Source organism: Mycobacterium sp. TY815 (genome assembly GCF_030755135.1).
Lineage (GTDB): Bacteria > Actinomycetota > Actinomycetes > Mycobacteriales > Mycobacteriaceae > Mycobacterium.
On the sequence record NZ_JAUFRX010000001.1, the window covers coordinates 3,361,585 to 3,376,129 of the forward strand.

The 14,545-nt window shown below is 68.2% G+C and carries 9 protein-coding genes; 1 reads left to right on the plus strand and 8 read right to left on the minus strand.

What is annotated here, in order from left to right; translation table 11 throughout:
- Window positions 1-36 precede the first annotated feature (36 nt).
- The 3 genes from QXK92_RS14495 to QXK92_RS14505 form a co-directional block, all read right to left on the minus strand.
- Window positions 37-3,522, minus strand: coding sequence for a DNA-directed RNA polymerase subunit beta (locus tag QXK92_RS14495; RefSeq protein ID WP_371934173.1), 3,486 nt, complete (start codon window positions 3,520-3,522; stop codon window positions 37-39).
- 576 nt (window positions 3,523-4,098) lie between these two features.
- Window positions 4,099-5,103: an ABC transporter ATP-binding protein gene (locus QXK92_RS14500; protein ID WP_306242271.1), complete on the minus strand. Its 1,005-nt coding sequence runs from the start codon at window positions 5,101-5,103 to the stop codon at window positions 4,099-4,101.
- 130 nt (window positions 5,104-5,233) lie between these two features.
- Window positions 5,234-6,751, minus strand: coding sequence for a carotenoid oxygenase family protein (locus QXK92_RS14505; protein ID WP_306242272.1), 1,518 nt, complete (start codon window positions 6,749-6,751; stop codon window positions 5,234-5,236).
- An 83-nt stretch (window positions 6,752-6,834) separates the two neighbouring features.
- Between QXK92_RS14505 and QXK92_RS14510 the strand changes: the two genes are divergently transcribed.
- Entirely contained in the window at window positions 6,835-7,515 is a 681-nt protein-coding gene (locus QXK92_RS14510) for a TetR/AcrR family transcriptional regulator (protein WP_306242273.1), read from the plus strand.
- Between the two features lie 75 nt (window positions 7,516-7,590).
- On the opposite strand, the gene rplL is transcribed toward QXK92_RS14510, so the two are convergent.
- From rplL to QXK92_RS14535, 5 genes are all read right to left on the minus strand, one after another.
- On the minus strand, window positions 7,591-7,983 hold the full coding sequence (rplL, locus tag QXK92_RS14515; RefSeq protein ID WP_306242274.1) for a 50S ribosomal protein L7/L12: 393 nt from the start codon (window positions 7,981-7,983) through the stop codon (window positions 7,591-7,593).
- A 42-nt stretch (window positions 7,984-8,025) separates the two neighbouring features.
- Window positions 8,026-8,607, minus strand: a complete 582-nt coding sequence (rplJ, locus tag QXK92_RS14520) for a 50S ribosomal protein L10 (protein WP_306242275.1) — start codon at window positions 8,605-8,607, stop codon at window positions 8,026-8,028.
- A gap of 235 nt (window positions 8,608-8,842) precedes the next feature.
- Window positions 8,843-9,766: an ROK family protein gene (locus QXK92_RS14525; RefSeq protein ID WP_306242276.1), complete on the minus strand. Its 924-nt coding sequence runs from the start codon at window positions 9,764-9,766 to the stop codon at window positions 8,843-8,845.
- Window positions 9,766-10,377 carry a malonyl CoA-ACP transacylase gene (locus QXK92_RS14530; protein WP_306242277.1) on the minus strand — a complete coding sequence of 204 codons (612 nt, stop codon included), beginning with the start codon at window positions 10,375-10,377 and terminating at the stop codon, window positions 9,766-9,768. Before QXK92_RS14530 ends, QXK92_RS14525 begins: the two co-directional genes overlap by 1 nt.
- Entirely contained in the window at window positions 10,365-14,543 is a 4,179-nt protein-coding gene (locus QXK92_RS14535; RefSeq protein WP_306242278.1) for an NEW3 domain-containing protein, read from the minus strand. The genes QXK92_RS14530 and QXK92_RS14535 overlap by 13 nt, the downstream gene beginning before the upstream one ends.
- Between the last annotated feature and the right edge of the window lie 2 nt (window positions 14,544-14,545).

Genomic DNA, 14,545 nt, shown 5'->3' on the forward strand with positions numbered 1-14,545 from the left:
TGCGGGATTAGTGACTGAAAATCTGATTCAAGAAGATCAGGCAAGATCCTCGACAGACGCGGATTCGTTGCGCGACAAGTTGATTCCCAGGTTGGCCGCCGCCCGCTCAAGGTCTTCGTCCTCGCCCTCGCGCAGCTCGATGGCCGCACCGTCGGACGACAGCACCTCAACGTTGAGGCACAGCGACTGCAGCTCCTTGAGCAGCACCTTGAACGACTCGGGGATGCCCGGCTCGGGGATGTTCTCGCCCTTGACGATGGCCTCGTAGACCTTGACCCGGCCGACCGTGTCGTCGGACTTGATGGTCAACAGCTCCTGCAGCGTGTATGCCGCGCCGTAGGCCTGCATGGCCCAGCACTCCATCTCACCGAACCGCTGGCCACCGAACTGCGCCTTACCGCCCAGCGGCTGCTGGGTGATCATCGAGTACGGGCCGGTGGAGCGGGCGTGAATCTTGTCGTCGACAAGGTGGTGCAGCTTCATGATGTACATGTAGCCAACCGTCACCGGGTACGGGAACGGTTCACCGCTGCGTCCGTCGAACAGCACGGCCTTGCCGTCGCCGTTGACCATCACGTCGCCATCGCGGTTGGGCAGCGTGCACGACAGCAGGCCCTGCAGCTCCTCTTCCTTGGCGCCGTCGAACACCGGGGTCGACACGATCTGGTTCGGCTGAGCATGCCGGAGGTCCTCCGGCAGGTTGGCCGCCCAGTCCGGGGTGCCCTCGATGTTCCAGCCGGCCTTGGCCACCCACCCGAGGTGGGTCTCCAGGATCTGGCCGATGTTCATCCGTCGCGGCACACCGTGGGTGTTCAGGATGATGTCCACCGGGGTGCCGTCCGGCAGGAACGGCATGTCCTCCACCGGCAGGATCTTGCCGATGACGCCCTTGTTCCCGTGCCGTCCGGCCAGCTTGTCACCGTCGGAGATCTTGCGCTTCTGAGCGACGTAGACCCGGACCAGCTCGTTGACGCCGGCGGGCAGTTCGTCGTCGTCCTCGCGGGAGAACACCCGGATGCCGATGACCTTGCCGGACTCACCGTGCGGCACCTTCAGTGAGGTGTCGCGGACCTCGCGGGCCTTCTCACCGAAGATGGCGCGCAGCAGCCGCTCCTCCGGGGTCAGCTCGGTTTCACCCTTCGGGGTGACCTTGCCGACCAGGATGTCGCCGTCACGGACCTCGGCACCGATGCGCACGATGCCGCGCTCGTCCAGGTCCGCCAGCACCTCGTCGGAGACGTTCGGGATGTCCCGGGTGATCTCCTCGGCGCCCAGCTTGGTGTCGCGGGCGTCGATTTCGTGCTCTTCGATGTGGATCGAGGTGAGCACGTCCTCTTCGACGAGGCGGTTGGACAGGATGATGGCGTCCTCGTAGTTGTGACCCTCCCACGGCATGACGGCCACCAGCAGGTTCTTGCCCAGGGCCATCTCACCGTTCTCGGTGCAGGGGCCGTCGGCGATCACCTGACCGGCCTCCACCCGGTCGCCGGCGTCCACGATCGGCGACTGGTTTGCGCAGGTGCCGTGGTTGGAGCGGGCGAACTTGCGCATCCGGTAGGTGCGCCGGGTGCCGGCGTCGTGCATGACGGTGATGTAGTCCGCCGACACCTCCTCGATGACGCCGGCCTCTTCGGCCACGACGACGTCACCGGCGTCGATCGCCGCACGCAACTCCATACCGGTGCCCACCAGCGGTGCCTCGCTGCGCACCAGCGGAACCGCCTGGCGCTGCATGTTGGCACCCATCAGGGCACGGTTGGCGTCGTCGTGCTCGAGGAACGGAATCATCGCGGTGGCCACCGACACCATCTGGCGCGGCGAGACGTCCATGTAGTCCACCTCGGACGACGGGACGTACTCGACCTCGCCCGCCTTGCGGCGGACCAGAACGCGCGGCTCGGCAAACCGGCCGCTCTCGTCGATCGGCGAGTTGGCCTGCGCCACCACGTGGCGGTCCTCCTCGTCGGCGGTCAGGTAGTGGATCTCATCGGAGACCACACCGTCGACCACCTTCCGATAAGGCGTCTCGATGAAGCCGAACGGGTTGACCCGCGCGTACACCGACAGCGAGCCGATCAGGCCGATGTTCGGGCCTTCCGGGGTCTCGATCGGGCACATCCGGCCGTAGTGCGACGGGTGGACGTCACGGACTTCCAGGCCGGCGCGCTCACGTGACAGACCGCCAGGCCCCAGCGCCGACAGACGACGCTTGTGAGTCAGACCCGACAGCGGGTTGTTCTGGTCCATGAACTGCGACAGCTGGCTGGTGCCGAAGAACTCCTTGATCGCGGCGACGACCGGCCGGATGTTGATCAGGGTCTGCGGCGTGATCGCCTCGACGTCCTGAGTGGTCATCCGCTCGCGGACGACGCGCTCCATGCGGGACATGCCGACCCGGATCTGGTTCTGGATCAGCTCGCCGACGGTACGCAACCGGCGGTTGCCGAAGTGGTCGATGTCGTCGGTCTCCACCGGCACCTCGGTGCCGCCGGGGACGGTCATCGTGTGCTGGCCCTCGTGCAGGCGGACCAGGTACTCGATGGTGGCGACGACGTCTTCCTCAGTCAGCGTGGAGCTGGTGATCGGATCGCCGACGTGCAGGCCGAGCTTCTTGTTGACCTTGTAGCGGCCCACCCGGGCCAGGTCGTAACGCTTCTCCTTGAAGAACAGGTTCTCCAGCAGGGTCTGCGCGGACTCCTTGGTGGGGGGTTCGCCCGGCCGCAGCTTGCGGTAGATGTCCAGCAGCGCCTCGTCGGTGCCGGCGGTGTTGTCCTTCTCCAGCGTGCCCATCATGATCTCGGAGAAGCCGAACCGCTCGTGGATCTGCTCGTTGGTCCAGCCGAGGGCCTTGAGCAGCACGGTGACGGGCTGGCGGCGCTTGCGGTCGATACGCACGCCGACGGTGTCGCGCTTGTCGACGTCGAACTCCAGCCAGGCGCCACGGCTGGGGATCACCTTGACGCTGTGCAGCATCTTCTCGGTGGACTTGTCGATCGTCTCGTCGAAGTACACACCGGGCGAACGGACCAGCTGGCTCACGACGACACGCTCGGTGCCGTTGATGATGAAGGTGCCCTTCTCGGTCATCATCGGGAAGTCACCCATGAACACCGTCTGGCTCTTGATCTCGCCGGTGTTGTTGTTGATGAACTCGGCCGTGACGAACAGCGGAGCCGCGTACGTCATGTCCTTGTCTTTGCACTCGTCGACGGGCGCCTTGACCTCGTCGAAGCGAGGGTCGGAGAACGACAGCGACATCGAGCCGGAGAAGTCCTCGATCGGTGAGAGCTCGTCGAGCACCTCTTCGAGGCCGCCCTTGGGGCTGACCTCGCCGCGCTCCAGCGCGCGCTCTCGCCAAGCCTGCGAGCCGATCAGCCACTCGAATGAGTCGGTCTGAACGTCAAGCAGCCCCGGAACCTCGAGCGGTTCACGGAGCTTGGCGAATGAAACGCGGTTCGGCGCCCCAGGTACGGAGTTGTTTGAGCTCTGGCGGAAATCAGCCAAGATGCATCCTTCCAGCACCTCGTGCGACTAACGAGAGCTAGAAGTGAAAGCCGGTGCGACCCGGTGCCCACCAAAGCCTGTTCGCCGCAGATAATTGTGTCGGTTCGGCTGGCGGACGAACTGTCCGGATCTCACGCACGCACGTAGCTGAGCCGCGGTTTGGGGCTCAGGCTAAGACTGCGGTGTCTTTAGCGGCCAAGAGGCGATTGTGAGGTGGGCAGGAAGTAGCCAGCGCAACGTCCAACAATAGCGCAGACGCGCGCATTCCTCAAATACCCACAACAACTAGCGGTCATACGCCGTCCCCGGATCTTATGACGACCGATGGCGCTGGCTGGCGACCTCGAGTTGCCCAAGGACAGATACGACACATGCTGCCCAACAGATTGACCCGTTTAGGCCCCGTCGTCAAGGGGTGCACGCGGCAAGTTGTGGGAAGTTGTGGTTAATTCCCCGACGGCCGCCCACCAGGTGAACAGCGCAAGGCAGCAGGGTATTGCAGTCTTCGCGAACCCCGCCCGCAGGACAAAAATCCCGCCGAGGGCAATTCGTCAGGGGAGCCAGTCCCCCGGGCTCAGGACGTTCGCTACGGGATCAGAATTCGTGCGACTGGTACTTGTGCGTGCCCTCGAGGTCGTCGAGGATCGCCGCCTGCGCGTCCTTGGGGAGCGTGTGCAGCATCGCCCGCACCCGGGCCTGACGACGGGCGACCGCCTTGCGCTCCGGCATCCCGGGCGACGCGACGATCTGCGGCGGCACGCCCTCGATCTCCTCCACACCGCCGGCGTGCTGACCGGCGTCGAGCGCGGCCTGCTCTTCGGCCATGGTGGCCTCGTCCTTCTCCTCGGACATACCGATCGGCCCGATCCGGCGGCCGTTGAGGAACTGCCGCACCACGGGTTCGTCGCTGGTCAGCAGCACCTCGCGGGGCCCGAACATGACCAGGTGCTTACGGAAGAGCATGCCCATGTTGTCCGGAACGGTCCGGGCGATGTTGATGTTGTGCGTCACGATGAGGATGGTCGCGTCGATCTGGGCGTTGATGTCCATGATCAGCTGGCTCAGGTAGGCGGTACGAACCGGGTCCAGACCGGAGTCCGGCTCGTCGCAGAGGATGATCTGCGGGTCCAGCACCAGGGCCCGGGCCAGGCCGGCACGCTTGCGCATACCACCGGAGATCTCACCGGGGAACTTCTTCTCGTCGCCGCCGAGACCCACCATCGTCAGTTTCTCCATGACGATGTCGCGGATCTCCTTTTCCTTCTTCTTGGTGTGCTCACGCAAGGGGAAGGCGGTGTTGTCGTACAGGTTCATCGAACCGAACAGCGCACCGTCCTGGAACAGCACGCCGAACAGGGTGCGGATCTCGTACAGCTCTTTCGCCGAGCACTCGATGATGTCGGTGCCGTCGATGATGATCGAGCCGCGCTCCGGGCGCAGCAGACCGATCAGGGACTTCAGGAAGACGGACTTGCCGGTACCCGACGGGCCCAGGAGAACGCTGACCTCCCCGGAGGGAATCTCGAGCGTGACGTCTTCCCAGATCCTCGAGGATCCGAAGGACTTCGTGAGTCCGTTGACCTCGATGCTGACGCCCATGGGAAATCCTTCCGTCAACGCGCAAATTCGCCACCAGGCCCCGTGTGGCTTGAGTCACTGTAGCGCACGCCCGGTACGCCGTAGCAGGGTTGCAAAGATAACAATCTGCGGCAGCTCAGGATCAGCCGCGTCAGCCCGCCGGCGCCCAGTTGCCGTGGAACCCCATCGGGACCCGCTGGGGCAGGTGCACGGTGGCGACCGACTCCAGCGTTTGGGCGTCCAGCAGCAGCAACTGACCCTCGTCCCTGCCGCGGTGGTAGCCGTACCCCATCAGGACCCCGTCGTCTTCCGCTTGGCCGCCGGTGCCGTCAGACGGGTTGGGCACAAATGACATCTCACCGATCACAAGTTCGGGGTCCAGCGACGCGACCTCACTCGAGCCGGTCGCGTAGTCGTGCTTGTACAGCGCGGTCACCATCGGCATGCCCTGCTGCTCGGCGAGATAGCCGTCGTCGACCCCGACGGCGTAGCCGAACCGGTGCCGGGCGCCCGTCAGGGTCTCGTTGATCCGGGGGAACTCCTGTGGCCGGTCGTCGCGACGTTCGGTGGACACCGATCCGGTGGCCAGGTTGATGGTCCAGCGCTCCAGCATCGGTTGGGTGTCTCCGGGACCGCGCCGGTCGTGGTCGAACATCCGCTCGTAACTGACCACGTCGAGCACCAGGTATTCCGAGCCGTTGCGGATTTCGGAGTAGGCGTTGAGCGGGTGATAGACGTAGCAGGGCGCGATATCGAACCAGCGCACATCACGGTCGGACCCCTCCCTCGGCATCACCCCGACGCGCGCGGGATACGACGTGTTCCACGCATACGGCATCCGGTCGGTCGGTTTGGGATTGCTGTTCAGCCGCGCCGCGATCGGGCCCGGTATCCGCAGGCGGCCTACCAGCGACTGCATCACCAGCTGTGCAGGCACGCTCAGCCAGCGGGGCACCTTGACCGGGAGCACCTGCCCCGGGTCGAACGTGACCGGCAGGTCGTAAATGACCACATATTTGTCGGTAAGCGAGAAGTCATGCATCATCGGCGATCCGCTCACGCGGATGTCGACGGTGCGACGGGCCCGTCCCTGGGTGTCGATCACCGAGTACTGCACCGTTCGCCCGCGGGCGAACGAGTAGGAGACGGCGTGCAATTCGCCGGTGTGCGGGTCGCGGTGCGGGTGGGCGGTGTAGCCGCCGTACAGCGTCCCGTCGAAGTCACACGTCCCGACCGTGTCGAGTTCCTCGGTGAGCTCGTAATTGGCGACGCCGCCCTCCACCAGCGCCAGCGTGCGGCCGGCGTGCTCCAGCACGCTGGTGTTGGCGCCCAGAGCCAGCAGGCCCGCCCTCGGGTCCAGCCGGGCCGGGGCCGGCTCCCCGAGCTTGGCGGCCACCGATGCACTGCGCACCCAGCGGTTGCGGTACCAGCGGGCCTGCCCGTCCCGCAGTGACACCCCGTGGACCATCCCGTCGCCGCTGAACCAGTGATAGGTGGCCGGATTGACCTCCGCGGCGGGATTCGGCCCGTTGCGCAGGTAACGCCCGTCCAGATGCTCGGGTATCCGCCCGGTCACCCGCAGATCGGTGGCGGTGACTTCGGCCTTCACGGGCGCCAGAAAGTCCTCGAGGTAGGGGTTCCGGATTTCGGCCGTCTGCGTCACCGTCATGTCTGAGCTCCTATAACATTGTTATTTCAGCGTTATCGAAACCGTACGCCGCTGATCGTCCGATGGCAATATTGTGTGGCGAGATGACTACCGACCCGACCACCCGCAGCGTCCGCGACGACCTGCTGCACGCAGCCGTGGGGCTTCTCAACGACCACGGGCCCGACGCGCTGCAGACCCGCAAGGTGGCCGGCGCCGCGGGAACGTCGACGATGGCCGTCTACACCCACTTCGGCGGCATGCGTGAGCTCATCGCCGCGGTCGCCGAAGAGGGTTTGCGGCAGTTCGGCACCGCGCTGACCGTCGCGCAGACCGACGATCCGGTGGCAGACCTGATGGCCGTCGGCGCCGCGTACCGGCGTTACGCGATCGAGCGGCCGCACATGTACCGGTTGATGTTCGGCAGCACCAGTGCGCACGGCATCAAGGCGCCGGCGGGCAATGTTCTGACGCTCACCCTCGACGAGATCGAAAAGCAAGAATCCAGCTTCACGCATGTGGTGCGCGCCGTGCACCGGTCGATGCTGGCCGGCCGCATCACCGCCTCGGCCGCAGACGACGACGCCGCCGTGGTGGCGACCGCGGCCCAGTTCTGGGCGTTGATCCACGGCTTCGTCATGCTCGAGCTGGCCGGGTTCTACGGTGACGACGGGTCGGCACTGTTGCCGGTGCTCGCCGGTATGACGACGAATCTGCTTGTGGCTCTAGGTGATTCACCCGAGCTGGTGCACCGGTCCCGGCAGGCGCTGATCGCCGCCCGCTGAGTGGCTCCGGGCACGCAAACGCCCCCGGGGCCGGTGGGCTCCCGGGGGCGTTTGTGCACTGCGTTTGTGCAATGACTACTTGACGGTGACGCTGGCGCCGGCGGCCTCGAGCTTGGCCTTGGCCTCGTCGGCGGCCTCCTTGGAGACCTTCTCGAGCAGCGGCTTGGGGGCGCTGTCGACCAGGTCCTTGGCCTCCTTGAGGCCCAGACCGGAGACGATCTCACGCACCACCTTGATGACGCCGATCTTCTTCTCACCGGCGCCCTCGAGGATCACGTCGAACTCCGACTGCTCCTCGGCGGCCTCGGCGGGGGCACCGCCACCGCCACCACCGGCTGCCGCGACGGCGACCGGCGCGGCCGCGGTGACCTCGAAGGTCTCCTCGAACTTCTTGACGAAGTCCGACAGCTCCAACAGGGTCATTTCCTTGAACGCGTCGAGCAGGTCGTCGCTGGAGATCTTTGCCATGGTTTTTTCCTCCTGAGTTTCTCGGGTTTTTGGGTTTATGGGTTATTCGGCGGCTTCGGGGGTTGCCTCGGCGGCCTCGGCGGCAGGAGCCGCGGTGGTCGCGGGGGCTTCGGTGCCCTTCTTTTCCTGGAGGGCGGCCAGCAGGCGGGCCATCTGCGACGCGGGTGCGTTGAACAGCCCGGCAGCCTTGGCGAGGTTGCCCTTCATCGCGCCGGCCAGCTTGGCCAGCAGCACCTCGCGGGATTCCAGGTCCGCGATGCGCTCGACTTCGGCGACGGTCAGCGGGTGGCCGTCCATGTAGCCGCCCTTGATGACCAGCGCCTTGTGCTCCTTGGCGAAGGTCTTCAAAGCCTTGGCGGCGTCCACCGGCTCACCGGTGACGAACGCGATGGCCGTCGGGCCGGCGAACAGCTCGTCGAGGCCCTCGATTCCGGCCTCCGACGCAGCGCGCTTGATGAGGGTGTTCTTGGCCACCGCGTAGGTGGTCGACTCCCCCAGCGACCGGCGCAGCTCGGCCAGGTTGGCCACGGACAAGCCGCGGTACTCGGTGATGACCGTCGCCGTCGATGCCTTGAAGTGCTCTGTGATGTCTGCGACGGCGGTGGCCTTGTCAGCCCGGGCCATGCATACCTCCTACAAGTGTGGTGGCCACCGGAGGAACGACGAACGCCCCGGCGCAGGATGCGGCCGGGGCGTGAAATGCACCGGCGAGTGCGCCGGTGATGGTGCCTCGTCCTCCTGCGTGGGCCGCCGGGATGTTCCCGGACCTTCAACCGATTGCTCGGTGACCGACGGTCTTTGGTGGATCGGCACCACAATAGCGTGGGTCCCCGCGATCAGCCAAAACGCGTCCGGCCGCCTACAGCCCGACCAGTCGCGCGGCACCGATCAGTCCGGCGTCGCCCCCGAGGTCGGCCGGCACCACCCGCAGGCCGGCCAGGAAATCCAGGCGCGCGTACTCGGCCAGCGCACTGCGCAGCGGGTCGAACAGCAGGCCGCCGGACTTGGCCACTCCCCCGCCGATGACGACCAGGTCCAGGTCGCACACCGCAGCAACCGAGGCGATCATCGCGGCCAGCGCGCGGGTGCCGCGGGCGAAGGCCTGCAAGGCCACCTCGTCTCCGGCCGCGGCCGCCGCAGACAGTTCCCGTGCGCCGGCGCCCGCCGCTGCAGACCAGCCGTTGGCCCGCGCCCACCGCGTCATCGAGGGACCCGAGGCGATCGTCTCCACACAGCCGCGGCCGCCGCACGCACACGGCAGCCCGTCCCGATCGACCACCATGTGACCGACATGGCCGGCGTTGCCGGTGCGGCCGGTGTACGGCACCCCGTCGAGCACCAGGCCGCCGCCGACGCCGGTGGACACCACCATGCCCAGCAGGAAACCCGCGCCGCGGCCGGCGCCGATCCAGTGCTCCCCCAGTGCCATGCAGACGCCATCGCCGCCCAGCCGGACCGGCACACCCGGCACCGCTGCCGCCACCCGGTCGCGCAGCGGGAACCCGCGCCAGGCCCGGATGTTGACCGGGCTGACGGTTCCGGTGGCCAGGTCGACGGGGCCGGCCGAGGCGATACCCACCCCCGCCACCGTTCCCCCGGCCGCACGCAACGCCTCGCCGACCATGGTGGCCACCGCATCCCACACCTGTTCTGCGCCGGCGCCGGACGGGGTGGGACAGGTGGCGTTGTAGACCAGCGTGCGGGTCGGGTCGGCGAGGGCGGCGGGGTCGGCGAGCCCGGCGGCGATCTTGGTGCCGCCGATATCGAGGCAGAGGGTGAGCATCAGTGTCGGTGGGTGTTGTCGGGCTGGCGCGGGTCGCCAGGATGTTCGTAGCCCGGTGCCAGCTGTACCAGCGCGGCGCGGCGGGCGTCCAGCCACACCCGGAATGCGCGCCGGCGCGCCGCTGCCAACAGATGATGGCTGATGGCCGACCGCACCTCCTCCAGCGGCGGCGCGGCGTCCGGGGGGACGCGCCAGCCGTGACTTCCGGCCTGCGATCGCGCGAACCGCAGTGGGTTGCGGGCGTGGTAGGCCGCGACGTCGTCGGCGCTGACCTCGACACCGGCGGTCACCTCGGCGAATAGAGCGCGTGCCCGCGGCTCGGCCAGCGCCGCCGCCGCGATGCTGCCGATCTCGAGCCGGGCGGTCACATCGGGCAGCAGATCGTCCTCGGGCGGGGCGCCGGTGCCGTCAAGACCACGGGCTGCGGCCTCCGCGGCAACCACCCGCTCGGTAACGAGCAGCTGCGTCAGCCAGCGCCGCAGCTGGCGGCCCTCGCTGGTGCCGGGTGCGGGCAGCGCGTTGGCCTGGGGGCCGCCGCGCAGCCGCGCCTCACGCGCGTCGACGTCGGCGACGACGACCGGAACGCCGGCCACGGTCGCTACAGATCGCATGTCACCATCACTTTCACCGCCGGGGAGTAGATCAGTCGGCCCGCGCAGCCGACCCGGACCAGAGCCCACCACTGCCCCGGATCCAGCCAGGCCGGCGGGCAGACATCGAAGACGAGTTCGACGTCTCCCAGCGCGGGCAGCTCAGCGCCGAGCACGGCCGGCCCCATCCACTCCCACGTTCCCCAGGGGCTGATCAAGTGCGCTTCGACGGCAAGGCCGGCCCGGGCACGGCTGGCGACGGTCACCGACAGCCGCGCCGTTTCCCCGGCGGCCACCGCTACCTCGGCGGGACCGTCGACGAGATACACGACGTCACCGCCGTCGTCACCGACATCCACAAACGCGACATCCTCGACCACCTGGCGCCACGCGGCCGGCACGTCGTCGTCGGTGACGCGCAACTGGGCCCGGATCGGGTACCGCCCGGCGGGCGCGTGGCCCGGGATCCCGACCACGACGTCGGTTTCCAGGTGGGCTCCGGGCTCCAGCGTGAACGGCGACGCCACCGGGTCGACCGACCAGCCGTCCGGACCCACCACGTCGACAGCGCCGCCGAGCGCGGCGTCGGTGCAGTCGCTGGCAACGGTCAGGCGCAACGTCACCTCACGAAGGTCCACGCCGGTGTCGACACTCACCTGCTGCGGGCGCAGGTGAGCCACCACCGGTAGCCCGCCCAGCGGCGCGGGACCGCGATTGTGCAGCCAATAGCGCGCGTACAGCGGCTGAGCCGGTTCGGTGTGCGGGGCCAGTGCCACCGGGTCGACGGGCACGGCCGCGACGTCGAGGCGTGCCAGCACGGTCGCGACCTGGTAGCCGTGCAGATCGATGCGGCGTTTGCGCCGTTCGGCCTCCTCCAGCAGGTTCGCCTCGGCGAGCCCACGCAGCGGGCCGAGGTCCGAGCCGACCACCACCCGCGCAGCGGCGCCGGTCGATTCCACGAGTCGCAGCGCGACGTCGCCGGGTGAGACGGGCCGGGCACTGCCGGCGGCCAGCGGGTTGCCGGCGGCCTTCAACGCCCCCACCTGCACCGCGTCGGCCGGCTCGACATGCAGCAGGGATCCGTTCGCCGGCAACAAGCCGCGCTGTTCGCTAGGGGTGAGTGCCAGCAGCGGATTGGAGAACTGTGCGCTGCGGGCCGGGAGCCCGATTCGGCGCCAGTCGCCGTCGCCGCAGATCAGCGCATAGTCGAAATGGTGCGTCCAGTGCTGCAACTGGAAGTTGGAGCCGTCGGGCGCCGTGCGGCGCGGTTCGTCGATCCAGGTTCCGGACGGCCAGCCGGTGCAGGACCGCATCAGGGCAGTGTGCAGCGTGCCGTCGACCTCCACCGCAAAGCTCGGCACGCCCCGGTTGAGCAAGGCGACGGTGTAATCCTCGAAAGGATCCGCTTTTGACGGAACCTGCTGCACGACAACAATTTCGGCGTCTGCAAGGTCCTCGGCGACGGCCGCGATCGCGGCGGCCAGGTTCCGTGCGCCGGCGCCGTCGATGATGAGCACCGGCACCGCGTCCGGCTCTCGCAGGTCGGCGTCGGGAACCCAGACGGCCGCCAGTCCCGTCGCCGCCGGCACCCACACCCGGGCCTGACCGCTCTGTGCGAGCTGCCGCTCGAGTTCGGCGGTGTAGGCGGGGTCGGCGGCGGCCAGTACCGCCCGGGTGAACGCATTGCGGGCGGGCCCGCCCAGGGCAATACGCGCGTCCGGCAGGTTGGAGTCGACGTCGAGATTGCCGTAGCGCGGCCTGTCGGCGCCGCTGCTGGTCGCCGTCACGCCGGCGCGCACCAGCGCGACCATGAGCTCGCGTGCCATCGGACCGGTCGCCGGCTCCGAGGGCGCCACCACCTCGGCGACCGATATCGCCCGGGTGGCACTCCCCACGCGGACGCGGGCCGCCGTGGACAGCCCGAACCATCCGTACGCCGGGTTGTCCAGCGTCCAAAGATGTTCGGCGGTATCCACGGACTGCTCACCGTCATGCAGCAAGGCAAAGCCGCGCCCGACGACGGCGTCCCCGACCTCGCTGACCGGCATGGCGCCGGACACCGGACAGGGCCAGCGCAGCCGCACCAACCGGTCCTCGCCCACGAATTCGTCGATGGTGGTGCGACAATCGACACGGTCGGTGCCGTGCCACAGCGTCAGGGTCTGGGTGTAGCGCAGCAGGTCGCCGATCCGGCCGCCGATCACCAGTCGCTCACCGAGTGGTCCCCGGTACGCCTGCACGGTTGCCGTGAATTCCGAGCTGCACACCACCGGCCCGCGCGGCAGCAGATGCCAGGGGCCCTCACCCTGCGTCGGGTGCGATGCGTATTCCTCGTAGACCGCGAGCTCGTTGCCCACCCGGCCGGCGGCGATCAACTCCCGGCCGTCGCGAACGAGCGACGCCACCGACCCGCCGCGTTGCGGATCGACGGCGAGCCGGTAGTACTCGTTGCCGATCCGGGCGCCGGCCACCGCCTGCCACCCCGCGGCGTGGTCGGTGGGCACCAGCCGGTAGGCCCGCCAGCCCAGCGATGGCACGTCTGTTGCCAGCCACGTCACCGATCGGCCGTCGTGCTCGACGTGCACGGGCAGCTCAGCGCCGTCGGAGTCCAGCACCCGTACGCCGGCAACCGGGGGATCCAGCCGGACCGTGACGACATCGCTGCGCCGCTGTGTCACCGGGTTCCACACCACCACCGAGTGCGCGGCATCGGCCACCAGACCGGACAGCAGCTCAAGTGCGGTGTCGCGGCAGGTGCTGCCCAGCTCCCACGCGTCGCGCCAGCCGGTGAGCAGGTCGAGATAGACCTGGTCGGATTCCGAGCCGGTGATGGCGTCGTGGTGAGCTCCGTACGCCAGCTGTACCCACGCCTTGGCAAACGCGGCCTGCGGGTACTGCGACCCGGTCAGCACCCCGGCGAACACCGCGAAGCGCTCGGCGTCCAGCACCGCATTCTCGGCGGCCCGGTTCGCCTGCTTGGTGTCGATGTAAGACACGTCCTTGCCGGTGTAGATCGGGTTCATGTCGCGGGTCTGCGGCGATGCGACCACAGAGCGTTCGGCGAGTTCGGCACGCACCGCCGCGAAGAACTCCCGGGGCAGCCCGCACACGAACCGCGGCCACGTGTAACGCGCTGCCCAGTCGCGGTGGATCTCGGTGACCCATTTGTTCGGCGGCGTGTAATCGGTGCCGACGGGCAGCAGCACGTTGCGGGTCAGCGCGACCTTCTTCAGCTGGTCGAACAGCGCGTAAGTGGCCTCCTCCGCCTCGGCCAGCGTGGTCGACGAGTCCATCCACCAGCCGGCCGAGTAGTGCGCCGGCATGTAATGGGTGAGCAGGCCCCGGCCGGACGGCGAGATCCATTCGAACTCGCTGGAGAACTGCATGCGGTCCACGTCGCCGCCGGAAGCCGGCCCCCACTGATGGTGCGGGCCCCGCGCCCACGAACTCGATGTCAGGCCGGCGTCAGCGGCCATGCCGGGGAACTGCGGGTCATGCCCGAAGACGTCGAGCTGCCAGGCGGTGGCCGGGTCGGCGCCGAGCACGTCACGCTGAAACCCGATGCCGTGCACCAGGTTCCGGATCGTGGTCTCGGGGCTGGTGAGGTTGGTGTTGGGTTCGTTGTAGGTGCCGCCCATCACTTCGAGCCGGCCCTGCGCCAGCAAGCGGCGCAGGTCGGCACGGTCCTCCGGGCGGGTGTCCCAATACGGCTTGAGGTAGTCGACCTCGGCGAGCACGAACTTGTACTCCGGGTCGCGGCGCGCCATCTCCAGGTGCGCGTGCACCAGTTCGAAGCCATTGGTCTGACGGGCTCGCCCGGGCGGGTCTTCGTGCCACTCGCTGGTGTAGGCGGCCTGGGTGTTCCACCAGACGGGGTCGTAGTGGAAGTGGCTGACCATGAACATGGTCCAGCCGGGTTCGGCCACCACGAAATCGAAGTCCAGGCTGATGCCGCCGGCCTGCACGCGCGCGGCGCGACGGCCACCGGCAACCGGGCCGTCCACCACGACCGGCACCTCGACCACCTCTTGGCCGGCCGTCGCGACCGCCGCACCACGCAGGCCGTCACCGTCCACGCGCAGCGTCGTCGCCCGGTCGCACCCGGCGACGCCGATGCGGGCCAGCTGCAGGGGCTGGTCCGGCGGGCCGACGAACAGCTCGGTCGATGCCGCCGAAACCAGTTGCATGA